At 59.9% G+C, this 24,671-nt stretch carries 18 protein-coding genes; 6 read left to right on the forward strand and 12 right to left on the reverse strand.

Annotation, left to right across the window (positions count from 1 at the left end; translation table 11 throughout):
* Positions 1 to 47: 47 nt before the first annotated feature.
* From U0O11_RS10445 to U0O11_RS10470, 6 genes are all read left to right on the forward strand, one after another.
* A complete protein-coding gene (locus U0O11_RS10445; protein ID WP_324689830.1) occupies positions 48 to 1,073 on the forward strand; it encodes a Bug family tripartite tricarboxylate transporter substrate binding protein in 1,026 nt (341 codons plus the stop codon).
* 129 nt (positions 1,074 to 1,202) lie between these two features.
* On the forward strand, positions 1,203 to 1,838 hold the full coding sequence (locus U0O11_RS10450; RefSeq protein WP_191237267.1) for a tripartite tricarboxylate transporter TctB family protein: 636 nt from the start codon (positions 1,203 to 1,205) through the stop codon (positions 1,836 to 1,838).
* A 201-nt stretch (positions 1,839 to 2,039) separates the two neighbouring features.
* Positions 2,040 to 3,503, forward strand: a complete 1,464-nt coding sequence (locus tag U0O11_RS10455) for a tripartite tricarboxylate transporter permease (RefSeq protein WP_324689832.1) — start codon at positions 2,040 to 2,042, stop codon at positions 3,501 to 3,503.
* Positions 3,504 to 3,817: 314 nt separating this feature from the next.
* The gene (locus U0O11_RS10460) at positions 3,818 to 4,744 is read left to right on the forward strand and encodes a GntR family transcriptional regulator (RefSeq protein ID WP_324689834.1); all 927 of its coding nucleotides are present in this window, start codon (positions 3,818 to 3,820) and stop codon (positions 4,742 to 4,744) included.
* Positions 4,745 to 5,383: 639 nt separating this feature from the next.
* The gene (locus U0O11_RS10465) at positions 5,384 to 6,334 is read left to right on the forward strand and encodes an SDR family oxidoreductase (protein ID WP_324689836.1); all 951 of its coding nucleotides are present in this window, start codon (positions 5,384 to 5,386) and stop codon (positions 6,332 to 6,334) included.
* A 127-nt stretch (positions 6,335 to 6,461) separates the two neighbouring features.
* Positions 6,462 to 7,124 (forward strand): fibrobacter succinogenes major paralogous domain-containing protein, encoded by a 663-nt coding sequence (locus U0O11_RS10470; RefSeq protein WP_324689838.1) that lies wholly within the window; start codon positions 6,462 to 6,464, stop codon positions 7,122 to 7,124.
* A gap of 329 nt (positions 7,125 to 7,453) precedes the next feature.
* Here the strand turns inward: U0O11_RS10470 and U0O11_RS10475 are convergent, their stop codons facing one another.
* From U0O11_RS10475 to U0O11_RS10530, 12 genes are all read right to left on the reverse strand, one after another.
* The gene (locus U0O11_RS10475) at positions 7,454 to 7,798 is read right to left on the reverse strand and encodes a hypothetical protein (protein WP_191237272.1); all 345 of its coding nucleotides are present in this window, start codon (positions 7,796 to 7,798) and stop codon (positions 7,454 to 7,456) included.
* Positions 7,799 to 8,035: 237 nt separating this feature from the next.
* Positions 8,036 to 8,629, reverse strand: a complete 594-nt coding sequence (locus U0O11_RS10480; protein WP_324689839.1) for an ankyrin repeat domain-containing protein — start codon at positions 8,627 to 8,629, stop codon at positions 8,036 to 8,038.
* Positions 8,630 to 8,800: 171 nt separating this feature from the next.
* Positions 8,801 to 10,339, reverse strand: a complete 1,539-nt coding sequence (locus tag U0O11_RS10485) for a catalase (protein WP_324689840.1) — start codon at positions 10,337 to 10,339, stop codon at positions 8,801 to 8,803.
* A 550-nt stretch (positions 10,340 to 10,889) separates the two neighbouring features.
* The gene (locus U0O11_RS10490) at positions 10,890 to 12,497 is read right to left on the reverse strand and encodes a BCCT family transporter (RefSeq protein ID WP_054557121.1); all 1,608 of its coding nucleotides are present in this window, start codon (positions 12,495 to 12,497) and stop codon (positions 10,890 to 10,892) included.
* 553 nt (positions 12,498 to 13,050) lie between these two features.
* A complete protein-coding gene (locus U0O11_RS10495) occupies positions 13,051 to 14,475 on the reverse strand; it encodes an NAD-dependent succinate-semialdehyde dehydrogenase (RefSeq protein ID WP_324689842.1) in 1,425 nt (474 codons plus the stop codon).
* Positions 14,476 to 14,605: 130 nt separating this feature from the next.
* On the reverse strand, positions 14,606 to 15,529 hold the full coding sequence (locus U0O11_RS10500; RefSeq protein ID WP_215823024.1) for a LysR substrate-binding domain-containing protein: 924 nt from the start codon (positions 15,527 to 15,529) through the stop codon (positions 14,606 to 14,608).
* 141 nt (positions 15,530 to 15,670) lie between these two features.
* A complete protein-coding gene (locus tag U0O11_RS10505; RefSeq protein WP_324689844.1) occupies positions 15,671 to 17,191 on the reverse strand; it encodes a BCCT family transporter in 1,521 nt (506 codons plus the stop codon).
* A 361-nt stretch (positions 17,192 to 17,552) separates the two neighbouring features.
* Positions 17,553 to 18,905: a class-II fumarase/aspartase family protein gene (locus U0O11_RS10510; RefSeq protein WP_324689846.1), complete on the reverse strand. Its 1,353-nt coding sequence runs from the start codon at positions 18,903 to 18,905 to the stop codon at positions 17,553 to 17,555.
* 150 nt (positions 18,906 to 19,055) lie between these two features.
* Complete coding sequence (locus U0O11_RS10515; protein WP_107334500.1) at positions 19,056 to 20,147, reverse strand: zinc-binding dehydrogenase; 1,092 nt, start codon at positions 20,145 to 20,147, stop codon at positions 19,056 to 19,058.
* A 260-nt stretch (positions 20,148 to 20,407) separates the two neighbouring features.
* Positions 20,408 to 20,785: a hypothetical protein gene (locus U0O11_RS10520; protein ID WP_107334499.1), complete on the reverse strand. Its 378-nt coding sequence runs from the start codon at positions 20,783 to 20,785 to the stop codon at positions 20,408 to 20,410.
* Positions 20,782 to 21,639: an N-acyl homoserine lactonase family protein gene (locus U0O11_RS10525; RefSeq protein ID WP_107334498.1), complete on the reverse strand. Its 858-nt coding sequence runs from the start codon at positions 21,637 to 21,639 to the stop codon at positions 20,782 to 20,784. Before U0O11_RS10525 ends, U0O11_RS10520 begins: the two co-directional genes overlap by 4 nt.
* Before the next feature lie 515 nt (positions 21,640 to 22,154).
* Complete coding sequence (locus U0O11_RS10530; protein ID WP_107334497.1) at positions 22,155 to 24,665, reverse strand: CoA transferase; 2,511 nt, start codon at positions 24,663 to 24,665, stop codon at positions 22,155 to 22,157.
* Between the last annotated feature and the right edge of the window lie 6 nt (positions 24,666 to 24,671).

Below are 24,671 nucleotides of genomic sequence, written 5' to 3' on the forward strand. Positions count from 1 at the left end.
GGGCTCGATGATCGCCATCACCATAATTCCAACAAAGGTAGATCCTCATGACTCACGCTACACGCCATGCCAATTCGCGCCTCAAGAACTCTGCCACGACTCTTACAGGCGCTGCATCGAAAGCACTCTCCATCAGCCTGGTCAGCTTGCTATCAGTACCGATGATGGCGCTATCGACCTCCGCCAGCGCCGACGAGTATCCAGAGAAGACGCTCAACTACGTGATCGCCTTCGGCCCCGGCGGAGGCAATGATCTGATGTCACGCACCGTAGTGGAAATACTCAACAAGCACGACCTCTACGGCGACGAGAACATCATCGTCTCCAACCGTGAAGGCGGCAGTGGTGCCGTCGGCTTCAGCTACGTGAAGAACAAGTCCGGCTCGCCGTACTACCTGACGTCCACCAGTGGCAACTTCATTTCCACGCCGCTCGTGTCCAATACCGACTGGAGCTATCAGGACTTCACGCCCGTCGGCCTGCTCGCCAACGATGCCATGATGATGGTGGTACAGGCGGACTCACCGGTGACATCGCTGGATGACTTCGTCAAATTGGCACGCGAAAAACGCATGACCGTCGGCGGTATTGGCGCCGCCGGCCCTGACCGTGTGGTCGCTCGTCTACTCAAGCAGTCGGCGGACGTGGAGTTCGAGTACGTTCCCTCCCAGGATGGCGGCCAGGTCGTGACGTCACTGACCTCCGGCAGTGTCGATGCCATCATCTCCAACCCCTCCGAAGTATCCGGTCAGATCGCTGCGGGCAACTTCCGCGCACTCGCCTATTCCGAACCCCAGCGCAGCAGCGTCTACCCCGATATCCCGACATTCATCGAGCAAGGCTATGACGTGGCTTTCTCATTACCCCGCGGGGTGGTGATGCCGGCTGAAGTATCGAAGGATGTACAACAGTGGTGGGTCAATACGCTGCAGAAGGTAGTGGAGACCGATGAATGGCAGCAGTACCTGACCACCAACAGCATGTCGGGCAATACCTTGTGGGGTGACGATTTCGGTCTCTACCTGGAAGACACCAACACCAAGTTCGCCGAATCCCTGAAATCCCTGAACTGAATCGGGCTCGGTCATCTCGACTGACAACACTGATGAGTCAAGGGTCACAGGTGGCTCGCGCCTCATCAGACTGCCCCATACTCAACCGTGCCGGGGGCTACCCGCTTCCGGCACTTCCAGGGCACTGCCATGAACATCGCCATGAAAAAAGATTCGCAGCAGGCCACACAAGGCTCTGCCAACACCTCAAGATCGTCCCCTGCGAGGCCCTCGATGATATCGGCCATGAAGTTCTCGATGAAATCAGTCTTCGGTCTCGCGCTGTTCTCACTTTCGGCCTTCTATCTAGGTTACGGACTATGGACGCTCGATATATTCACCAGCTCAGGCCGACCAGGGCCAGGCTTCTTCCCGCTTGTCGTCGGCGGGCTGCTTACCGTGATGACGGCGTATGACCTGCTGAAGGATCTATCGACCGGGGCAAGCCAAGTTTCCACCCCCAGCGTCACCTCAGACGCAGCGGCCGATGAAGAGGCACATGGAAATATCTTCGAGAAGTCGGATGCCAGCGCAACAGCTGCGCCTGCCACCTATACAAGAGATGCCGCCATTCTGTTGGTCTTGATCGCCGGGTTCATCCTGATACTCAAGGCCGTAGGCGCCATTCTTGCCATGATTCTCTTCATGCTGGCGCTCTTGCAGGTCTTCAATCCTGGCAAGCATGTGCAGAACGTGCTGTTCAGCGTGATATTCCCGCTATGTGTCTATGGCCTGTTCGAGTTGTGGTTACGCGCAGGCTTGCCACAAGGGTTGCTGGGCAATTGAGGTTCTTGCATGTGATAGGCAACGAGAGGAGACACGCGGACAGTAGCCAACTGACCATCCCAGCCTTTGATCGTACAAGCCGCCATCACACAAACAACTACGCCCCTTTAGCGTCTTGATAACAACAAGAGACCGGAGCATGCCACAATGATTCATGACCTGTTTGCGAATCTGGGTCTGGGGCTATCAGTAGCCTTCACCATGACCAACCTGTTATTCCTGCTCATCGGTGCCACGGTCGGCATGATCGTGGGCCTGTTCCCGGGGTTCGGCCCTGCTGCAGGTATCGCGATTCTGCTGCCTCTGACCTTCGGGCTGGACCCGACCACCGCCATCATCATGCTGGCAGGTATCTACTATGGCGCCATGTACGGTGGCACCATCACGTCCATTCTGATCAATACCCCCGGCGAGTCTGCCACTGTCGCATCGACACTGGACGGGTACCCGATGGCTCGCAATGGGCGAGCAGGCCCGGCACTGGTCATGCAGGCAGTGGCATCCTTTGTCGGTGGCACCCTCGGTGTACTGTTGATCAGTGCCTTGATTCCGACTCTGGCCAGTTTCGCCTCATCGTTCGGCCCTTCGGAGTACTTCCTGATCATCCTGTTCGGCTTGATCATGCTGACGGCAGTGATGGGTGACAACAAACTCAAGGGAGCCATTTCCGCACTGATCGGCTTCGCCATTGCCATGGTCGGGGTGGATGTCATCAGCGGATCACAGCGCTATACCTTCGGCTCCTCCGAGTTGATCGGCGGCATCTACTTCGTGCCGGTAGCCATCGGCTTGTTCGGTATCGGAGAGCTTCTGTATTGCGTATACCAGGGGCAGCATCGTCAGGATGTGCAGAAGATGCGCCTGTCCTACAAGAGCGCCGACTTCTGGCCGACCAGAGAGGACTTCAAGAGCTCTCGATTCACCTTCATTCGTGGCTCGCTGATCGGCTTCATTTCCGGGCTGTTGCCGGGCTCCGGCGGCACCCTTGGGTCGATCATGGGCTACTCCGTCGAGAAGAAGATCGCCAAGGATCCCGAGAAATTCGGCAAGGGAGAAATGCGCGGCCTGGTCGCACCGGAATGCGCCAACAATGCCGCCTCGGCAGGCTCGATGGTGCCACTGTTGGCCCTTGGCATCCCCGGTTCAGGTGCCACCGCCGTGCTGCTGGGCGCCTTCATGATGTGGGGGCTGCGTCCGGGGCCACTGATGATCGTCAATGACCCGGAATTCGTCTGGGGGCTTATCGCCAGCATGTATCTGGGCAACATGGTATTGATTGCCCTGTGTATTCTGGCCATCCCGCTGTTCGTGAAGTTCCTCGACATTCCTTATCGTCTGATCGTGCCCATCTTCGTGGTGCTGTGCGTCATCGGTACCTATGCGCTGCACTCCAGCATCATTGAAACCTGGATGCTGATCGCAGGCGGGCTATTGGGGCTGGGCATGAAGCTCTACGGCTACTCACCGGCGGCAACCGTTCTGGCACTGGTGCTAGGGTCGATGGCGGAAAACACCTTGCTGCAATCCCTGATTACTTCGGATGGCAGCCTGATGATATTCCTCGAGCGACCGATTTCGCTGGTTCTGACCTGCATGGTGCTGATCGCAGCTCTCGCCCCCATGCTGATTCGTCAGGTACGTCGCTTATCGTTACGCCATGCCTGAACCAGCATTGAGATTGCTCCATTTGCGATGACACTCTCTAACACCAGGACGCGCATTCAATACGGCCAATGCATCTCGCCCCGGGCCACAGTGCCCGGGGCGAGGTCTTTCAGTAGGCACCATCTCAATGAGTCTCCCCCGGTAGGTGGCACACTCTCACTTCGATATACTCGCCCCAACAGCACGTTCGTCATGAGGTGTCGCGCAAAGCGCTCGTGGACAAACATTGCTAAGCCACGTGTCACGACAGCAACTGACCGCTGTCGGTCTGACCACACTCCTGACCTGACGACACTACACTAGAGAGATTCTCGATGCCGGCTGCCAAATCCAAAGGCGCTTCCTCACGAACATTGGCACTCAAGGCCTGTCATTGCATGCAGCAGTTGGCATTGGCTCAGGAAGAACACCTGCCAGAAAGTCGACTATCCGACATGCTGAAAGTATCACGCACACCCATTCGTAGTGCCCTTGTGTTATTGAGTGAAGAAGGTGTGCTGGAACGCCGTCCCAACCGGGGCTTCTTTCTGAAGGACACGGCAGCCCTACAGCGTTTCATTGTCGAACATGAAGCGGAAGAATATCGCGAGGCACTGCCGGAGTTGAGCTTCACGCTGGCACTGGATTACCTGAAGGGTGATCTTAATCCCGAGCTGCAGGAAACCGAGCTGGCACGCGTTTATGACGTGACGCGAAGTCATGCCCAGCAGGTGTTGCAGGCCATGGAAGCTGAAGGCTGGATAACCCCGCGCTTGGGACATGGCTGGGAGTTCAACACCACCCTGACCTCGCCTCACAGTTATGATCAGTGTTACCGCTATCGCGCCCTGATCGAACCCGCTGCACTGCTGGAGCCTACCTTTCGAGCCGAACCTGGTGAACTCACGCGCCTGATAAGCGACCAGCAGGACCTGCTGGACGGTAAATCCCCACAGCACGCAGGCAGCATGTTCACCAGTGGTACCGACCTGCATGAGTCCCTGGTCGGTTTTGCCCATAACCCCTTCCTGCTGGATGGGCTTCAGAAAGCCAATCGTCTTCGACGACTCATCGAATATACCCTGTCCCCCGTTCGCGATACTTCAAGTCGTGAGTGTCACGAACACCTGCAATTGCTGGAAATGGTCTCAGCCGGCGAACTGGCGCGTGCCGCGGAGTTCATGGCCTTGCATCTACAACGAGCACGCGAGGAAAAGGTCGAGCTGGTACAGAATATGTTGCAGAAACGGTTCCAGCGTTGAGTCTTGGCGACAGTGCCCTGAAAGCAACCCCTGCCAAGCCCCCGGACTGATACGCAGTCCCTGAACCTTGGACAACAGCCCCAGGACGCTTCCCCCTCTTCACTTCACGACGCACTCCATACGTCTCAAAGGCACGAACAGCGGACGTACGACGCTTGTGCTCTCTACCAAGAGAAAGCACAGGCTCTACAGAGGTAGCCCGTCGAGAACAGTGATGCCCCAATCAGATCAGCGGGGGGGTGGCAGCACACTTCTCTCATGGAAGTCGTATTCGGACGCTGCCCCTTCGGATAACTCTCACCTCATTTCGCGTACCAGACCCGAGTTCAGCACACACTTCAGCTACATCCATCGTCAGTACAGTGGCTTGTGTGAACTGGATACCTGCCCTGTCATACGCCTCTTGCACCCGTGACGTGACAGCACCCTCTCCTCCTTTGATACAAATAGGCAATTTTTAGCGACTAAAACGCCTATATATCACTCTTCCCGATACCTATAGTGCCTCTACAGCAAACCCGCGCAAGACACGCAAGGCTCGCAGGACACGGCCGCACGGATAGCCAGACGCAGCTGTCATGCGCGTCCCTGACGTGATCAGAGCGCAACCGCCGCACACCTGATATCAGGATCATGACCATGACTCGCAATACCCCCTTTGGCCCCAAAGGCTGGACCCCGGACAGAATCGGCTCGCTTGTCGGCAAGACCTATGTCATCACCGGCGCCAACAGCGGCGCGGGTTTTCAGGCGACGCGCATTTTGCTGAGCAAGGGGGCGGGCGTCGTGATGTTGAATCGCAACCCGACCAGATCAGAGACCGCCATCGCGGCGCTGCAAGAGGAGTTTGGCCCCGCGGCGAATGTCAGGCATATCCGCATGGATCTGGCGGAGCTGGCCTGCGTACGCAGCGCGGCCGCGGAAGTACTGGAGAAGGTCCCGCAGATCGATGCCCTCATCTGCAATGGCGCCATCGCTCAGGTTTCCCGACAGCAACTCACCGTCGATGGTTTCGAAAGTCAGCTCGGCGTGAATCATTACGGGCATTTCCTGCTGTGCGGGCTGCTGTTCGAGCGCATCGATGTCTCCCACGGGCGGATCGTCGTGGTCTCCAGTGAAGGCCACAAGATGGGCCTCAAAACCATCCAGTTCGACGACATGAACTGGGAGCACAACTATCACCCGAACAAGGTCTATAGCCACAGCAAGCTGGCACAGATGATGTTCGCCTATGAATTGCAGGACAGGATTGAGGCGGCCGACCGCCAGGCAGAAGTCCTTGTCTGCCATCCAGGCGCGTCCAACACCTCATTGATTCGAGACAACGCCAATCTGGCGACTCGACTCAGCTGGGCATTGATGGTGAAGACAGGGATGGCGCAGACGGCAGAGAAAGGCGCTTACCCGGAGGTCATGTGCGCCACCGAGGAGCCCCTCAAGCAGCGGGCCTACTACGGCCCGACAGGGCTCATGAATTTTGGCGGTCCGGTGGGCGAGTGTGAATTGGGGGAATTCGTTCTCGATAAGCGCACCATGACCCGGCTCTGGCAAGTCTCTAAGCGGGCAACGCGGTTTCGCTGGTCAATCTGATCTTTTGCCGACCACCGCCCTTCCCGCCCATCTTGAGGGACGCGTAGTCATAAGCTGTGTACCAATGGGAAGTGACACCCTGGGAGTCGAAACGATGACCGCGGCAATATTCTGGGCAGGAGCCCTCATGTTGCACACGAACCTCTCGCTTGCCGACAGCCTCTACGAGGAGATGCATGCCCCGGAGACGTCCATTCAGGACAGTGAAGGCAATCTCTATCGCACCGTGAAGATCGGCGCTCAGACCTGGCTTGCCGACAACCTCAGAACGACTCGCTACCAGGATGGCTCTCTCATCAGGACGGCCTTCATCCCCGAGGATGATCCCGACAATCTGCTGCCATATGGCCGTCTATATGACTGGTACGATGTCAGTGATGAACGCAATCTGTGCCCGGTGGGCTGGAGAGTCGCCTCGGATGAAGACTGGAAGACACTGGAACGCACCCTTGGCATTGCGGAGAAGGATATCGAGTCGACGGGATGGCGTGGCGATGACGATATCGCCATCACGCTCAAGGCGGCTCAACCTGACTCCCTGTTGACGTCCTTTGATCAGGCGCGCATCAACCTCACCGGCTTTTCTGCCAGGCCGGCGGGCGTCAAGTGGAAGGGCTGGTATATCACCCAGGGGGCGTACACGGAATTCTGGACCCGCACGGAGGCCGCACCGGCGAAAGCGTTTGCCAGAACATTGGCCTACTCCTGGTGGAATACCCACAAGGGCGAGATCCGCCGAGCGGCACTGGGCAAGGATGGCATGTTCTCGGTGAGATGCGTAAAGGAGTGATCAGATCACAGCACTGGGGGTAGGTGGAGGGGCACAGTCGGTAGCGAGATAGGCGCAAGGAGCGCTTGAGCAAGGACTCTGGGCCGCTGAGTCACGCTGATTGAGGACATTCGGGCATCAGCGATTGCAAGCGTGATTCAATAAAAGTCCTTGCTGAAGGGTTCCTGCCGGTTCCGGGAGCAAGATGACATCGTCGTGGTCAAGCGTCTTTCCGCAAATGGCGGGCTTCACGTTATTGTATCGTGCTGATCATTGCAGGCTGGCAGCTAGCGCTCAGAAAGACTCGACCAGGGTGTCACGCACATCCATCCCGGAGGTGATATCGGCTATCAAGCGCTCTCGCTCAAGGCATGTTCGATGCGGGTAGCAGGGACACTCTTGCCGGCATCATTCACGAAATCCGTCGCGTGATTCTTGTCTTCAATGGCCCACTTGCGAGCATGTCCGCGGCTGCCCTCCTCACTCAAGGCATGCTGCACTCTGCCTGCCGCCACACTCATGCCGCTTTCCACATAAAATTGCGTGCTACGCTCGGCTGGCTGCGCCTGCCCCATGATACGGCTCTCGCTCAATGCCTCACGGACACGGGTGTCGCTTTCGCCATTGTCGGCAAGCGCCGCATTGCTCGCAGCACACAGGGCAGCTGTCACACACAGTACTTTCATGGCTTTCATGATGTCACTTCTCGTCTTTTTGATGGGTAGGTCAGATCTATCAAACTTGCGATTTCCCAAACGTCAGATTGATGCAACGCAAGATTGATAGAGCGTAAAATTGATAGAACGTAAAATTGATGGAATGCGGAATTGATACGTCAGGTTCGTGGCACTCAAGGCCTGTGAGCCAGTTGCGTTGTCAGCCGATAGATTCCCCGAACAGACTTCACCGGCCAGCCTTGGCCACGCCCTGCCTCACATATTGAACTTCACCAGCGTCACGATACGTGACAGGCCCTGGGCCGCTGCCAATGACTGCGCAGTATTACCACGCGCATCCTTGATCGAGGGGTCCGCACCGGCCTGCAGCAGCTGCTTGATGATGTCTTCGTTGCCGAACAGGGACGCCATCATCAGTGCCGTCTGGCCACTGTAATTGCGATGATTCACATCACAGTCGGTATTGGCGAGCAGCCACTTGGCTGTCTCGTCAAAGCCGCGAAACGCTACGCCCATGAAGGCATTGCTGCCCTTCTCATCCAGAGCACACGCATCAGCACCAGCGGACTTCAGCAGCGCCAGGGTGTCGGTATGCCCGTAGTAGGCCGCGAGAATGAACGGCGTATAGCTTCGCGAGTTGGTGACGGAAAGGTCACCACCCTGCTGAACATATTCCTGGATTGCGGCATTGTCGCCGTCGCGTGCGGCATCAAAGATATCGATGTCGTCTGCCGCGACAGCCTGACCCGCCATGACCATCAGCAGCAGACTGGCCAACACCGCCAGCCATCTTCTGCCCAGGCCGTGTTGCGGCCCGCGGTGGTCTTTGGCTCGCATCGCATGGTGCATCTTGCGCTCCTCTCTGATAATGCTCTGATGTTGCTCTCGTGTTGCGGCCGGCAGAGGAGCGCAAGCTCCCCTGCCGGGTGAAACAAGCCCGGGACTTCCGTGCAGCGGTTCATCGCGATCGCATCACGCTTTTCTTCATACGCTTTGCTTTCAGCCGCTGCCTCAGATGCCTCAGTCCTCGATCAGCTCTTCCACGTCGTCCATGTCGACGTCTGCCACCTTGGCCAGACGCTCACCATATTCGTGGTCGGCCTGGTAGAAGTGGCTGACCATGATCTCGCGGATCTCCTCGTTCTTGACCTTGCTCAGGTCAGTCCCCAGCGCCTGGATCAGAGCGTCCTGATCCTGCTCGGAGAAGGAGCGATACAGCTCACCGGCCTGGGCGAAGTTCTGCTGCTTGCCGATCGGCTGCTGCTGGGTGGTGCCATTCAGGGTGTAGCGCTTGTACTCGTACTGGCTGTCATCCACCAGCGAGTCGGCGTTGCGGCTCGGCTGATAGTTGATGGAGCCGGAACGCGGCTTGGAGTAACCCGCGCCGTCCTGGTGGTTGTTGTGCACCTCATTCTTGGGCGCATTCACCGGCAGCTGCATGAAGTTGGCCCCCAGGCGATAACGCTGGGCATCGGCGTAGGCGAACAGACGCCCCTGCAGCATGCGGTCTTCGGACGGCTCGACACCCGGCACCAGGTTGGCCGGCGACATGGCCGCCTGCTCGGTTTCCTGGAAGAAGTTGTCCGGCGTACGATTCAGCGTCAGCTCACCGACCTTGCGCGCCGGGATCAGGTCTTCCGGCCACATCTTGGTGGTATCGAGCGGATTGAAATCGAAGCTGTTCAGCTTGCTCGGGTCGAGGGTCTGGATGTAGAGATCCCAGACAGGATCATCGCCGGCATCCAGATGGGTGTAGAGATCATCGGTCAGGTGGTTGAAGTCCGTGGACTGCACCTTGGCCGCCTCTTCCGGGGTCATGCCGTGGTTGCCCTGACGCGACTTCCAGGTGAACTTCACGTACTTCCAGTCGCCTTCGGCGTTGACGAACTTGAAGGCATGCACACCGGAACCATCCATCTCACGCAGGCTGGTCGGAATCCCCAGCGGCGAGTAGAGATAGGTCAGCATGTTGGTGCTTTCCGGGATGTGACTGAAGAAATCGAAGTAGCGATTCGGGTCCTGCAAGTTGGTACGCGGGTCCGGCTTCAGCGCATGGATCATGTCCGGGAACTTCATCGCATCGCGGATGAAGAACACTGGGAAGTTGATGCCCACGATGTCCCAGTTGCCCTGCTCGGTGTAGAACTTGACGGCGAAGCCACGCGGGTCGCGCAGGGTCTCGGGCGAGCCCTTGCTGTTGATCACGCTGGAGAAGCGCACGAAGACCGGCGTCACCTGGCCCTCGCCCTGGAAAGGTGCCGCGACGGTCAGGTCGGTCAGGTCCGCGGTGGCACGGAACTCACCGTAGGCACCGGTACCGCGAGCGTGGACGACACGCTCCGGTATGCGCTCGCGCTCGAAGTGCGCCAGCTTCTCCAGCAGGTGGTGGTCCTGCAGGAGTGTCGGGCCGTTCGGGCCGGCGGTCAGAGAGTTCTGGTTGTTGCCGACCGGCGCACCATTGGAGCGAGTCATCACTTCCTGCTGTGCCAGACTGCTGGCAGAAAGGCCCAGCGCCATCACGGCCGTCAGGGTCTTCATGGGAAAACGTACGTTCAGCATCTCGCAAATTCCTCGTTAAATCAGGGAGTAACGGGGCGAGGAGTATTGGCGAGAAGCTCCCATAGCAAAAATAAATAATAACTAACCATGGAATAGTGAAAACCTAATGCGTTGCAATATAAGCAACAATTGATTGCTCCCTGCCGAGAGGAATCAAAGATGGCGTCCGGCACGATGAACTGGTCTTTCTGCATGTTCATGCATACAGGGGTCTCTCTGTTGCGGTTTTCAGGTCAGATGCAAACTCCTCCATCATCGATCGCCCAGCGGGAGACCGCCAACACAAGACCTGAGGGCCAGACGTTCAGGCCAGGATTGTTGCGTCCTGTCATCCAATCCGAGCGGCTCTGGATACTCGATGCTGCCCCTCAACCACCATCCATCCGCACGGACGCAGGCCCACCGTGAACCCACTCCCCCACTTTCCGCGTTGTCCTTCGCTGCCAACGCCTTGTCAGGCATGTCCATAGGCCAGAAACGACAACGGCCCCTCATGTTGAGGAGCCGTTGTCGTGAAGTCTTGCGACGTATCTGTCAGCGCATCCCGCGGTTACGCCTGACGATTCGTCTTCTTCGGCTTGCGCTGGAAGGCCGGCATGTCATCGATGACCAGCACCGGATTCAGCTCTTCCTTGGGGAAGTCATTCTTGAGCCAGCGCAGCATCGAGAGCGCCAGAATCAGCATCACCGGGATCATCGGCAGCGCCACCACGATGGTCGAGGTCTGTACCGTCTGCAGGCCTCCCAACTGGATCAGCGCAACGCCGACGGCCGCGATAAGGAAGGCCCAGATCAAACGGAACGAGCGTTTGGGTTCCTGATACCCGGACAGCTTGCGTGAGGTCACTGAGGCCAGCACGTAGGCCGAGCTGTCCAGCGTGGTTGCCAGGAAGATGAAGCACAGCAGGATGAAGGCCACCGTGACCAGCTTGGCGTACGGCAGGGTCTGCAGGATACCTTCCACCGCCAGCGGGATACCGCCACTGTCCAACAGCGCCTTGATATCCAGCGCGCCGCTGATCTGCAGATCCAGCGCGTAACCGCCCCACACCGCGAAGAACACCCAGGTGCCCAGCGAACCGAATACCAGCTCGGCGATGATCAGCTCACGGATGGTACGACCGCGTGAGATACGCGCCACGAACAGCCCCACCATCGGCGCGTAGGCGATCCACCAGGCCCAGTAGAAGACGGTCCAGTCCTTCCAGAAGGTGGAATCCCCTGCCGGATCGGTCCACAGGCTCATCGGGATGAAGTTGCCCAGGGTCTTGCCGAGGCTGTTGACGAAACCTTCGACCATGAACTGCGAGTCACCGACGATGAAGGTGAAGGCCAGCAGGAAGATCGCCAGGATCACGTTGACGTCGGAGAGAATCTTGATGCCCTTGGCCAGGCCGAACCAAACACTGGCCGAGAACATCGCCGTCCAGATGCACAGAACCGCGACTTCCAGCCCGAAGTTGGCCTCCATGCCGAGGATGCCACTGACCAGCTGCGAGACCAGCGGTACCGCCAGCCCCAGCGAGGTGCCCACGCCGCCGACGATCCCGAACACGACGATGGAGTCCAGCAGCACGCCCCAGGCGCCATCCGCATGACGGCCCAGCACGCCGCGCGAGGCGACGGACAGACGCACGCCATCACGCTTCTTGACGTACATGGAGTAGGCGATCGGCAGGCCCGGCAGGCAATAGAAGGCCCACGGCGTCAGCCCCCAGTGGAACTGACCGAAGGCCAGCGCCCACTCCGCGGCCTCACGGCTCTTGGCCGCCACGTGATAGGCCGGCGAGGTGTAATAGTAGATCGGCTCGACCCACGCCCAGTTGACGATCGCGATCCCCATCCCGCAGGTGAAGATCATCGCCACCCAGCTGAAGTAGGAGAAATCGGGCGTGTCCTCTGCCCCGCCCAGGCGGACGTTGCCGTAGCGGCTGAAGGCCAGCCAGATGAGGAATCCGACGACGCTCAGGCCGGCCACCAGATACAGCCAGCCGAACTTGCCGGTGGCGAAGGAGAAAGCGGCATTGATCAGCGCGGTGCTGGCATCCGGGAACAGGATGACCGGGCCGATGAAGGCCAGGATGACCAATACGGCGGGGATGAAGACACGCGGGTCCAGATGATCGCCATCACTGGCGGGGGGAACTGCTTCTTGCACGACTACCACCTTAGTGAGAAAGCCCGAGCAAGAGGGGCGAGACGTCGCTCTTGCTCGGGCAGTTCGCTGTATTCAATAATTTTTCGTAATAAAAAGAGCGCGGTATTATACATTTTTTTATTCCACGCGCATTATACTTTCCCGGCAACCGCGGGGAGCATGAATCGCGACACGGTATTTTCTCATGCAAACATGAATTTCATTCATTAACCCCGCGCTGCACGCTCCCCCTCCTCGCGCCCTCCTCGTGCCTTCTTAACGCCTTCCTCGACCAAGTTTCCGCCAGACGCGAACAGGCCACCGACACGTCAATGTCGGCGGCCTGTGGTTCTCAAGCGCTCATGAGCGGCGACTGTCACGCAGAAGCCAGCACCTGCCGCGGCAGTCTTACCGCCCCTTACTTCGCGAGGGTCTCGCCAGCCGATGCGCCAACGTCACACGCAGAAGCCTCGACGTTCACCTCGTGTCACAAGACACTCAGCGCTTGAGCACTTCTCATGCGCCGGAAGCTGCCCCCTGCCAGCTCAGGGTCAGGCAAGCCGGCCTTGAGCGATCAGCACTGGCTGACGTACTGGGTCTTGATATAGGAATCCAGCGCTTCGATGCCCCCCTCGACGCCATAGCCGCTATCGCCCCAGCCCCCGAGCGGCACCTCGGCAAAGTGCGCCGGCACGTCATTCACGCCGATCGTGCCCGCATAGATGTTGTCCTTGAAGAACTGCTGACGCGTCGGGTCGTGCGTGAAGACATAGGCCGCCAGGCCGTAATCGACGCTGTTGGAAAGCGCGATGACCTCCTCATCCGTGCGGTAAGGCGTAATGGGCACGACCGGGCCGAAGATCTCGGTCTTCATCAACTCGGACTCCGGGTGCACATTCGTCAGTACGGTCGGGGCGAAGAAGAAGCCCTTGTCGCCCAGACGCTTGCCGCCGACTTCCACCTTGGCACCACGATGGCAGGCATCATCCACCAGGGCCTGCATGGCATCCAGACGGCGGATATTGGCCAGGGGCCCCATCTGGGTACCCGCCTGGCGGCCATCACCGACATTCAGCTCGGCGGCAGCGGCAGTGAAGGTCGCCACGAAGCGCTCATAGACACTCTCGTGCACGAAATAACGCGTCGGCGAGACACAGACCTGACCGGCGTTGAAGAACTTCTTGGCCACCAGCATTCCGGCGACGCTCTCCACGTCGCTGTCCTGCGCGACGATGACCGGCGAATGGCCCCCCAGCTCCATGGTGACCGGCTTCATGTACTCACCGGACTTGGAGGCCAGCAGCTTGCCCACCGGCGATGAGCCGGTGAAGGTGATCTTGCGCACGGCAGGATGCTCGATCAGACGCGAGGAAATATCCCCCGGCTTGCCCAGCAGCAGGTTGATGGCCTTGCCCGGGACACCGGCATCCAGCAGGGCCTGCACGAGCGCGATCGACGAGCCCGGCGTCTCTTCCGCCGGCTTGAGGACGCAGGAGCAACCCGCCCCCAGCAGCCCCGCCAGCTTCTTGGCCGTCAGCACGACCGGGAAGTTCCACGGCGAGAAGGCGGCGACGACGCCCACCGGCATCTTGCGAATCTCGATGCGATTGCCCGGCGTACGGCCCTGAATCAAGCGCCCGGCGATACGACGCGCTTCTTCACCGCCCCACTCCAGGAAGTCTGCTGCGCGTTCGATCTCACCCTCTGACTCCGCCAGCGGCTTGCCCTGCTCCTGGGTCAGGATGGCTGCGATGTCCGACTTGCGTGCGCGCAGCAGATCGGCAGAACGCTTGAGGATCTCACCGCGCTTCCACTGCGGTACCGCCTTCCACTCCTCGAGCCCCTCTTTGGCGGAAGCCACTGCGGCGTCGATATCCTCGGCGCTGGCATGCAAGAACTTCCCGATCACCGACTCGTTGGCCGGGTCGATGACCTGCTCGCGAACGTCGCTGCTGCCGTCGGTCCAGTGTCCATTGATCAAAAGCTTGTAATTGTTCATGGCGTCCTCTTGGTGACATCTAGCTCGCTGATGACGGCCTGAGCCGGCCATAGCGAAGGGATTATGACGTATGTGAAATCACGTACTTGCGTGAACTGAAGGCTTGCGTGAACTCATGGGCTTGCCTGACTCAGCGCGCGATACCTGCCGGCTGCGGCGCAGATTCCGGCGCCGCTGAACCGGCCTTGAACTTGCCTTTCAACCAGTCGATGAACATCGCCTCACCTGGCGTATGGGTGCCATTGGCCGGCTCGAGCACATAGAAATCCTCGACGCTGGCGACCTCGCCGCCCGGAACCTTGACCAGCTGGCCGCTGGCCAGGTGGTCACCGACCAGCGAGTCCAGTGCCAGCGTGACGTAAGGCCCATTGGCGGCCAGCTCATAGGCCAGCAGATTGTTCTCCACCGACAGGGCCGGCTGGCAGCTCTGCAGGGGGATGCCATTCTGGTGGGCCCACTCCAGCCAGCCGGTGCGATTGCCCATGATGGCCACCAGTGGATGCGTCAAGACGTCTTCCAGTGAGGTGATCCGAGCGGCCAATTCGGGCGAGCACACGGGGTAGGTGGTGTCCCGGCTCAGGCGATGGCAGTGATAGCCTGCCCAGCCGCCCTCGCCGTAGCGAATCTCGACACCGGCGCTGCTCTGATCGAAGTCCGACAACCAGAACCCGGTGTAGAGCTCGAAGGAGACGCCCGGACACAGGGCATGGAATTCATGCAGGTGGCGGGTGAGCCAGTGCTCCACGAAGGAGTAGTTCGCCCGCACCGTGACCGTGTCGCGTCGATCACGGCCGAACATCTGATCGGTCGCGTTCGAGATGCTGTCCAGCGATACCTTGATGACGTTGTAGTAATGGCGTCCCACATCGGTCAGTGCCACGCCCTTCTTGCTGCGGGTAATCAACCGCTTGCCCAGATACTCTTCCAGCGACTTGAGCTGCTGGCTCACCGCGGATTGGGTCACGCTGAGGCGTTCAGCCGCCAGCGTGATGGAGCCGGCGTCGACGACGGCCTTGAAGATGAACAACCAGTTATGGGGAGGGGGACGTTTCATCGCTGCTTCTCTGCTGCCTGCCTGGACCATGCTCGAACCTTCCGATTTCGAGCCTCGATACCCCGTCGCTTCCTTGATCGGGGCGGCGTGCCTGGCATCCTAACGCTCTCGCCTGACAGGCACGCGGCATTACGACCACTCTCAGACTTTTTCCACCGGCTTTAGCTTGATCTTGATGCTCTCGAAGTCCGCATCGGCGTGCAGATAGCGGAAGGTGGAGATCATCATCGCGATCATCACGAACACCAACGGCAAGGCGACGATGATCGAGGCGGTCTGCAGACTCTTCAGGCCACCCACGAACAGCAGTGACAGCGGGAAGATGGTGATGACGAAGCACCAGAACAGGCGATTGCTCTTTTCAGGCTCCTGCCCTTCGCCCAGCTGGCGCGAGGTGGCACAGGCCAGCACATAGGCCGCCGAGTCAAAGGTGGTCGCCAGCAGCACGATGCCGGAGATGACCAGCGCGATCAGCACCAGGGCAGCGCCGGGCAGCTGATTGAAGACCTCGATGACCGCCGCCGGCGCCCCCGCGGAATTGACCAGCTCTGCCACCTGCAGCTGACCGGTCATCTGCAGATCCACCGAATACCCTCCGACCACGACATAGAACAGCGCGGTGCCGGCGGTCCCGAAGACCAGCATGCCGACGATGACTTCGCGGATGGTGCGCCCCTGGGAGATACGCGTCACGAACATGCCCACGAAGGGGGCGTAGGCGATCCACCAGGCCCAGTAGAAGACGGTCCATGCCTGCGGGAAGCCACCCTTGGCCACGCTGTCGGTCACGGTGCTCAGCTCGAGGAAGTGCTGCAGCGTATAGCCGACGGAATCAAAGCCCAGGCTGATGATGAAGTGCGTCGGGCCGACCAGCAGGATGTAGGCCACGATGGCCAGCGTGACGACGGTAGAAAAGATGCTCAGTCGCTTGATGCCCTTGTCCAGCCCGAGACCGCTACTGATGGTGAAGACAGCGGTGCAGACCAGAATGATGGCGATATCCAGCTCCACCCCCGGCGTCAGGCCGAAGACACTCGCCAGTGCGGTGCTGATCATCGGAGTGCCAAGTCCCAGCGAGGTGGCGGCGGCGCCCAGCATGCCGAACAGGAACAGGTAATTGATGGCGGTGCCAAGCGGCCCGTCCACCAGCCCGCCCAGAGCGCCACGGCAGGACTCGCTGAGGTTGTAGATGTGGGTCTGGCGCACATAGAAGATGTAGGACATCGCCACGGCGGGGACGCAGTACATGGCCCAGGCGGAAGGCCCCCAGTGGAAGATGCCGTAGGCCTGCCCGATGGTGTAGAGCGCGGGGTCCTTGGCGTCCATGCCCAGTGGCGGCCAATTGAAGTGGAAGCCCCATTCGGTGCCCGCCCACAGCATCAGCCCGGTCGCGTTGCCGGCCAGGAAGACCATCATGATCCACGAGCTCTTGGAGAACTCGGGCTTGTCGGTCTGGCGGGCACTCAGGCGAATGTCGCCGAAGCGTGAGATGGCGAGATAGACCAGAAACAGCATGCAGGCGAGCGGCATGCCCAGGAAGACGACGTCGAAGTTGCGTGTCATCCAACCGAAGATCATGTCCATCGACTGCTTGCCCTGCTCGGGGAACAGGATCAATGGCAAGGCGACGGCGGCGACGATCAGGATGCTGATGATCTGCATTCTGCGATTGCTGTTGGACGGCGCGGAGGCAGATCTCTCCTGCGCGCCCTTATCAGAGGCGGCGTAAGACATGGCGTTATCCTTTTTATCGTTATAAGTGCATGGTGCTGTTGAATCGGCGTGGCGAACGCTCGGCCTGAATGCGGGGTGGGCTCCTCGGGTTGGCGCACCCGAGGAGTCCTGGCCAATGCCTGGCAGGCATGGCGATGGCGCTTCGCAAACATGGCTCGTCGACTCGCGACGTATTCCTCAAATCCTTTTTTTCAAATTCTTTTATTCAAATCCTTTTTTCATATCCTTTTTCAAATCCTGTAATCATGACCTGTCTTTCAAGCTCTGGTCCTTTAATTGGCGCAGCGGGTCAGTCAGCCCGGGCCGACGTCGTCATGCGATCGACGATGGTGGTCGCCATGCCCAGGTAGGAGGCTGGCGACAGCACGGTGGCCAGCTGCTCCGGACTCAGGTGGCGGGTGACGGCCGGATTGGCGCACAGCGCGGCATGCAGCGAGATACCATCACGCTGCGCGTCACGGCAGGCCGCATAGACGACATCGTGGGCTTCCTGACGCCCCATGCCCTTGGCCAGCGCCATCATCGCCGATTCGGCCACGATCAGGCCCTGACTCAGCCCCAGATTCTTCTCCATCTGCTGCGGGAAGACTTCCAGCCCCTCGAGCACGAAGACCGCCTGGGAGACCGCACAATGAGCAAGCACGAAGGCCTGCGGAAGCCCGATCCACTCGGCATGCCAGGGGCCGGTTGCGCGTTCGAAATCAGCTTCCTGGGCATCCATCAGCAACGCGGCCGCCTTCTTGACGCCCATGTTGCAGCCACGAATCACCTCGCAGGAGATGGGGTTACGCTTCTGCGGCATGGTGGAAGAGGCTCCGCGGTCCTTGACGAACGGCTCGGACAGCTCGGCAATCTCATCCATGCACATGATCATGATGTCGAAGGCGATCTTGCCCAGCGCTCCGGTCATGAGCGCCAGATGGCAACCGGCTTCGGCAAAGCCATCGCGGGTCGCATGCCAAGGGACCTGCGGCGCATTCAGTCCCAGCTCCTCGGCGAAGGCTGAGGTCAGTGCCTCGGCATTGTGCTCGATGGAGGCCAGCGTGCCGGCAGCGCCCCACAGCTGGGCGTTCAGCACCCGCGGCTGCATCTCGCTCAGGCGGGTACGCGCTCGGCGCACGCCGTCCAGCCAGATGGCGGCCTTGTAGCCGAAGGTCACCGGCAAGGCATGTTGCAGATGCGTGCGCCCCGCCATCACGGTCTCACGATGCTCACGTGCCAGCGCCGCCAGTGCCTGCTCGACACGCTCAAGGTCGCGATCGATCAATGCCAGACCTTCGCGTATCTGCAGCACGGTGCCGGTATCCATGATGTCCTGGGTCGTCGCTCCCCAGTGCACATAGCCACTGGCCGAGGGGCCGGCGGCTTCGGACAGTTGACGCACCAGCCCCAGTACCGGGTAGCCCACGATGCCGGCGTCGCGTGCCAGGCGCGGCATGTCGACGCGCATCTCGCGCGCGGCGTCATCGATCTGCTGGCCTGCCTGGGCAGGAATGATATCGAGCCGTGCCTGGGCGCGCGCCAGCGCGGCCTCCGCCTGCAGCATGGCGGTTACCCGCGCCTCATCATTGAAGACGGCCTGCATGGCCTCGGAGTGAAACAACGGCGCGAAGAGTTGTGAGTCGGTAATGGAAGCGGTCATGACGATGTCCTGGCGGCTCCCCGGTGACAGGGAGCGCTTGATGGGCCGCGCAAGGGACTCCCCTGTCACGGATCATTGGCTGAGCGGCTGGCGAATGAAGAAGCGGATAGCAGCGAGTGGCAGAGACAGCCAGGCTGTCCCTGCGGGCAATCAGCCCTCGCCGCTCATCACGATGGAGGCGCGTGTCACCTTGCGAGCCAGTGAATCGGCCAGCGCATTCTCGACACATTCGAGGGAATACTCGGTATCCAGCAGCTTCTCGAACGGCAATGTCGTCATGTTGTCGCTGAGGAATTTCAGCGAGTGCCACAGATAGCGAGGCTGGTAGCGCATCACCGGAATGATGGTGACCTGCTGACGGGTGATGAAGCCCGGGTCAACGGCGATGGTCTTGCCCGGCGTGACATTGCCCATCGTCACCAGCTTGCCGCCGCTGCGCACCAGCTCGATGCCCTCGACGAACGCTTCCGGGACGCCCGCGACTTCCAGGCAGACATCGGCGCCATTGCCACCGGTCAGCTCCTTGAGACGCTCGATACGCGATTCCTTGCTCGGGTAGTCCTTGAAGTTGATCACGTTGTCGGCGCCGAACTCCCGCGCCAGTGCCAGGCGCCCTTCATCGGCGTCGATCACGGTGACAGTCGCGCCCTTGCGATGGGCGATCGCCGTGGCGTAGATGCCGAGGCCACCCGCACCCTGGACCACGACGTGGTCCTGCATCTTGACCTCCGCCAGATCCAGGCCATAGAAGACCTGTGATAGGGCGCAGTTGGCGCCTGCCGCCAGCTTGTCGGGCACGTTGTCCGGCACCTTGTAGAAGAACTGGCCGGGGTGAATGAAGTAATGGGTAGAGAAGGTAGTGTGGAAGTGCGGCGCTTCCTGGGGGGATCTGGCCCAGAAGCTGTAGGCGTTCTCACACAGGTTGAGCTTGCCGGATTGACAGGCCGGACAGCGCTGGCAGGCGATGAAATAGGTCGCCGCGATGCGGTCGCCCACGGCCAGCGGCACACCGGCATTGTCCGTCGTGACGCCCTCGCCCAGCTGATCGATCACCCCGACGGTCTCATGTCCCAGACCACCGCTCTTCTTGGGGTGCTCGCCCTTCCAGATATGCAGCTCTGACCCGCAGACGTTGCTGCACAATACCTTGACCACCACGGCGCCCGGCCCCGGGGCTGGCACATCGAATTCCTGATAGCCCAATTTGCCCGGCTCACTCATCACTGCAATCTTGCCTTTCATGTTCCACCTCTGAATTATGTGTCCAGCTTGCGCGATAAAAATACGGGTACTTGAACAAGACGTCGTACCCGCCAATGGCGCGCTACCCAAACGCAAGACTGGTAAAAAGGGGGCTTTCTGTGGAGCCCGCTCAATTCTCTCTCTCGACTGGCTCTCGAAAGTTGATCAACAGGCGCTCAACAAGTGCGCAACAGCGCTTTCAATCATGCTCTCAATCGCGCTCTCAACATCCGCGTGACGGCGTGACGGATCGCCAAAAATCAGATCACACCATTCTTGCGTGTTTCCAGGGTTTCCTGAATGGAAATGACCGGCTCATCCCAAGGGTGACTGGCAAAGATACTCAGAATCACCTGATCAAGAATCTTCTTGTCACGCACGATGGAAAATTCGACCAGTGTGGAATCCGTCATGTAAGGCTCATCGATATTTCCCGCATAGGTATCGCAGCCGGCACGCGGCGTACAGCGCTCGGTACCGGAATGCGAACACCAGGAAACCCCATCATAATTTCCGTACTTCAGGTTGGTCGCCGTCTTGACTGATGCCAACACCTTCTCGAGGTATTCCTCAAGAACAAAGACGCGAACACGGTAGGACTCTACCAGTTGGATGTCGCACGCCACTGAGCTATTCATTCGTAATATCCATCAGTCGATTTGATAAGGGTGCTGAACTGCTCGCCATCATGACCGAACCAGACATCTGCCTTGCTTGCGGCCGACAGTTTCTTGATGCGCTCGATGGTCTTCATGTAGCCGATGGAGTCATAGAGCGTGGCGGGCAGGCGTGCGGGAGGCCCGTAGTTCTCGGCGGAGTAGACCGCGTCGGAGGCCAGGATGATGTTGTTGCTGCCGGCCATCTCGATCTTCAGACCGAGCATCCCGTAGGAATGACCACTGCCGAAGTTGAGAATCTCGATGCCATCCAGCAAGGTAAGGTTGTCTTCTTCCGGCTTGATGATGCGCCAGGCAAGGTTGCTCTTTATCCAGGCATCCATGTCAGCCCAGATGAAGCCATCGGCGTCACGGTTGTGGGCGTAATGCACCAGGGCGGCATTGAATTCGTCCTGATGAACGATGATCTGTGCATTGGTGAAAAGCTCGAGACATCCTGAGTGATCAAGATGCAGGTGCGACACCACGACATAGTCGATTTCGCGCGGGTCCATGCCAATCTCTTCGAGTCGGCTGTGCAGATGACAATCCTGACCGTCCACTTCGGCGGTAAAGTGGAGCAGATTCTGGATCGCCGATGGCCAACGGCCATTCTCGCCCATGCCATCCGGATGGCAGGCAGTATCGAACAATACCTTGCCATCAGGGTGATCAATCAACACGGTATAGACAGGGAATTCGACCAGCGTGTTCGGCTTGTGTGGATCCTGTGCACTGGCGGGATCATGCATGCTGACCATGAAGTTCTTGTCCATCTTCATGCGTCCATTATCCAGCACATAAACCTTGGGATACTGCTTGATCAGGTTGGACATTTCTGTACGACCTCGGCGTTTGGCATGTCGTTATTGTCATAGTTATCGTTGGCGCTCAGGCAATATCGACCCACGCCCAATCAGTGACAAACGCTATTTTTTAATGTTACCCCTTAGGTTTACTTATGTTTGCAAAATGCCACTGCAACGCCACCCTCTTGTGGCCCGTCACCCCGCATGGCGACTGGGTTCTTGCAGATTGCGAGCGGGTGGGAAGCCTCGGCTGTTCAGCATGCAATCCCCCCGCTTTTCCGCCTGCCTGCGACTAATGACGTAGCGCCAGATGACACCTGTGGTGGCTCAGCGCGCAGCAAGGTCGTGATGGGTGCAGGTGACCCACTTCGCGAATGGTTTTCCTGCAGCGCTCACGCGCAGGCCGCCTTGAGATCAGCCAGCCGGTCAGCACAAAAAAACGCCCCACCTCGTGAATCACGAGATGGGGCGTTGGAACGTCTCAGGCGCTATCGACTGCCTTCAGTCGGCGGCCCTCAGTGAACAATCACCATATGGCGGGATCAGCTTGGCAGATACTCTTCACTCCAGCTTTCGGACACCACGCCCTCCTCGATCAACTGATCGATCTCTTCGTCGCTGTGATCAAGGCCCTTGAGCACCGAGCGGGTCGAGGCGCCGTATTTCTCGGCCGGCGACAGCGGGTAGATGCGTCCACGCCGCGGGCGGATGGCGTAGGGGTCAAGCTGGGTGATCTCGTGACCGCTGGGGTGGTCCGAGTAGACCGAGAACGAATAGCTGCCGGCATCGATCCCGGTCCGCTCGCCAGCCGGGTGGACGTTGTAGGAGCGCAATGTCTCCAGGTTCTCGCACACGGCCGCGGCGATATCCGCCGCCTGCAGTCGCTCGACCCAGTCATTGGCTCGCGCGCTGATGAAACGCGGTGCCAGGTAGGCAGCACGCTCCTCACGCGGGATTTCCGGCAATTCTTCCAGCCCCTCGACCTTGCGGAATTTCTCCAGCTCCGACTCATAGACACTGACCAGCAGGATGCCATCGGAGGCCGAATAGAAACGCGCCAGATCATCGTAGCCGGTCGCCTCACGACCGGACGGCTCGTCGAACAGGCCACGGCGCTCATAGTCATAGCAGAACGGCAACTGGGCCAGGCCGCTCAGCGCCGAGAGCGAGGTCTTGATGCGCGAGGTGCGACCGGTCTTGAGCTTGCGATACAGCGCGGTGGCAATCCCCAGCGACGCGCCAAAGCCGCACATGACATCGATGGTGCCGACGTGGGCATGCTCTTCGGGGGTATCCATGCTGCCACCGAAGCGCAGCATGATGCCGGTGGTGGCCTGCACCAGATCGTCATAGCCGAGGTAGTTGGTGCGCGGCCCGGGCAGCACACCACTGAAGCAGTCCAGCTGGCAGAAGACGGCGTCCGGATTCAGCTCGCGCATGGCCTCCTCGCTCAGCCCCATGGAGGCCACCTGTCGGTCGGTGGCATTCCAGACCACCACATCGCTCTGGCGAATCAGCTCATCCAGGATGGCGCGCCCGCGGGGCTGTCTGACGTCGGTCAGCAGCGAGCGCTTGGAGCGCATGTGCGACAGGCCGAAGATGACGGTATTCCAGCAGTCATAGAACGGCTTGGCCGGATCGACCTTGATGACCTCGGCACCGAAGCGCGCCAGATACGCCACCGAGTGCGGCCCGGCGATCACGTTGCACAGATCCAGAATCTTGACGCCTTCCAGCCAGCCATCGCGGGCATTGCGTGCCCGCACCCGCGGCAGCTTGGTCTCGATACGGGTCAGCACCGACAGCGCATGGGTGACGCTCACCCAGCGCCGCGGCCTGGGCGTCAGCATCTCCTGGCCGCTGTCGGCCATCCACACCATCGGGCCGGGCTGGATCATCAGCCCGAATTCCGGGTCCTCGACCTCGACCATCAGGCCCGCCGTCTCGGCGTGGTCATCGTGGATCCACTCCTGCAGCCAGCGCTGCGGCGCACCGGGGAACTTGCCCTTGCCGAAGATCTTCTCCCATTCCTTGGAGGTGCGCGTGAGGAAGACTTCCTTCATGCGCGCCGCGATATGGTCCGCCCAGGACTTGGGCAACGGATAGACGCCCAGCGACATGTCGGATTGCCATTCGCTGCTCGGGCGATAGGTATCCGGCTCCTCGCTCATGCCTTCAGCGACCAGCTCATCGTAGAGGCCCAATACCTTCAGGCAGCGCTTGGCGTGCTCGCGGTGACTCGGACAGACCACATAGAACATGCGGCCATCCTTGCACTTGTAGCTGCGATAGAAGGGATCGAGCAGCTCCTGCAGCTCGTCGTAGTCGAGATTCATCGGCTGGCCCTCGATACGCCGACGTTCGATCTCCTTCTCGCGCTGGGTCTTGTAGCGCTCCGGCAGGCCCTCGATCTTGATCGAGTTGTAGCAGAGCCCTTCCATCAGCGCGCAGACCAGCGGCACCTCGATCTCGTCGCCCATGCCGGTCCGCTCGCGGGCCTGCAGCGCCAGTACCACCGAGGAAGCCGCCAGCATGGTGCCGTAGGCCGAGCCCAGCGGCAGCGGCGAGAAGGACGGGTTGATGCCCATCAGCACCCGGTTGAGGCCCATGTCGGTGAAGACGCCGGAATTGGCGGCGATCACGCTCTCGAAGGCGCGCCAGTCGCGGCGCAGGGTGTCATTGGAGGCAAAGCCTGGAATCGACAGCGTGATCAGCTCATTGCGCTCCTCGCGCAGGGCCTGGAAGTCGATGCCCAGCCGCTTCATGACCCCGGGGCGGAAGCTCTCGATCACGATGTCGGCCTCCTCGATCAGCGCCAGCGCCTGCTCGACGCCCTCCTCTGACTTGAGGTTCAGCGAGACGATCAGCTTGTTGCGATTGAGCGTGGCGTTGGCCGGCGACTGCCACATCGGCCCGCCGGGCGGATCGACGTGAACCACGGTGGCGCCCAGGTCGGCGAGGATCATGGCGACGGCCGGGCCCGCCATGTATTGACCGAAATCGATGACCTTGACGTCAGTCAGCGGCAGGCGGGTTTCGGAGTGGATTGTCATCGGTGC

Origin of the sequence: Cobetia sp. D5 (genome assembly GCF_035666195.1) — a bacterium.
GTDB lineage: Bacteria > Pseudomonadota > Gammaproteobacteria > Pseudomonadales > Halomonadaceae > Cobetia > Cobetia amphilecti.

Coding starts and splice junctions, on each gene's coding strand:
- U0O11_RS10445 (WP_324689830.1), top strand. CDS start 48: ATGACTCACGCTACACGCCATGCCAATTCGCGCCTCAAGAACTCTGCC.
- U0O11_RS10450 (WP_191237267.1), top strand. CDS start 1,203: ATGAACATCGCCATGAAAAAAGATTCGCAGCAGGCCACACAAGGCTCT.
- U0O11_RS10455 (WP_324689832.1), top strand. CDS start 2,040: ATGACCAACCTGTTATTCCTGCTCATCGGTGCCACGGTCGGCATGATC.
- U0O11_RS10460 (WP_324689834.1), top strand. CDS start 3,818: ATGCCGGCTGCCAAATCCAAAGGCGCTTCCTCACGAACATTGGCACTC.
- U0O11_RS10465 (WP_324689836.1), top strand. CDS start 5,384: ATGACTCGCAATACCCCCTTTGGCCCCAAAGGCTGGACCCCGGACAGA.
- U0O11_RS10470 (WP_324689838.1), top strand. CDS start 6,462: ATGTTGCACACGAACCTCTCGCTTGCCGACAGCCTCTACGAGGAGATG.
- U0O11_RS10475 (WP_191237272.1), bottom strand. CDS start 7,798: ATGAAAGCCATGAAAGTACTGTGTGTGACAGCTGCCCTGTGTGCTGCG.
- U0O11_RS10480 (WP_324689839.1), bottom strand. CDS start 8,629: ATGCACCATGCGATGCGAGCCAAAGACCACCGCGGGCCGCAACACGGC.
- U0O11_RS10485 (WP_324689840.1), bottom strand. CDS start 10,339: ATGCTGAACGTACGTTTTCCCATGAAGACCCTGACGGCCGTGATGGCG.
- U0O11_RS10495 (WP_324689842.1), bottom strand. CDS start 14,475: ATGAACAATTACAAGCTTTTGATCAATGGACACTGGACCGACGGCAGC.
- U0O11_RS10500 (WP_215823024.1), bottom strand. CDS start 15,529: ATGAAACGTCCCCCTCCCCATAACTGGTTGTTCATCTTCAAGGCCGTC.
- U0O11_RS10505 (WP_324689844.1), bottom strand. CDS start 17,191: ATGCAGATCATCAGCATCCTGATCGTCGCCGCCGTCGCCTTGCCATTG.
- U0O11_RS10510 (WP_324689846.1), bottom strand. CDS start 18,905: ATGACCGCTTCCATTACCGACTCACAACTCTTCGCGCCGTTGTTTCAC.
- U0O11_RS10515 (WP_107334500.1), bottom strand. CDS start 20,147: ATGAAAGGCAAGATTGCAGTGATGAGTGAGCCGGGCAAATTGGGCTAT.
- U0O11_RS10520 (WP_107334499.1), bottom strand. CDS start 20,785: ATGAATAGCTCAGTGGCGTGCGACATCCAACTGGTAGAGTCCTACCGT.
- U0O11_RS10525 (WP_107334498.1), bottom strand. CDS start 21,639: ATGTCCAACCTGATCAAGCAGTATCCCAAGGTTTATGTGCTGGATAAT.
- U0O11_RS10530 (WP_107334497.1), bottom strand. CDS start 24,665: ATGACAATCCACTCCGAAACCCGCCTGCCGCTGACTGACGTCAAGGTC.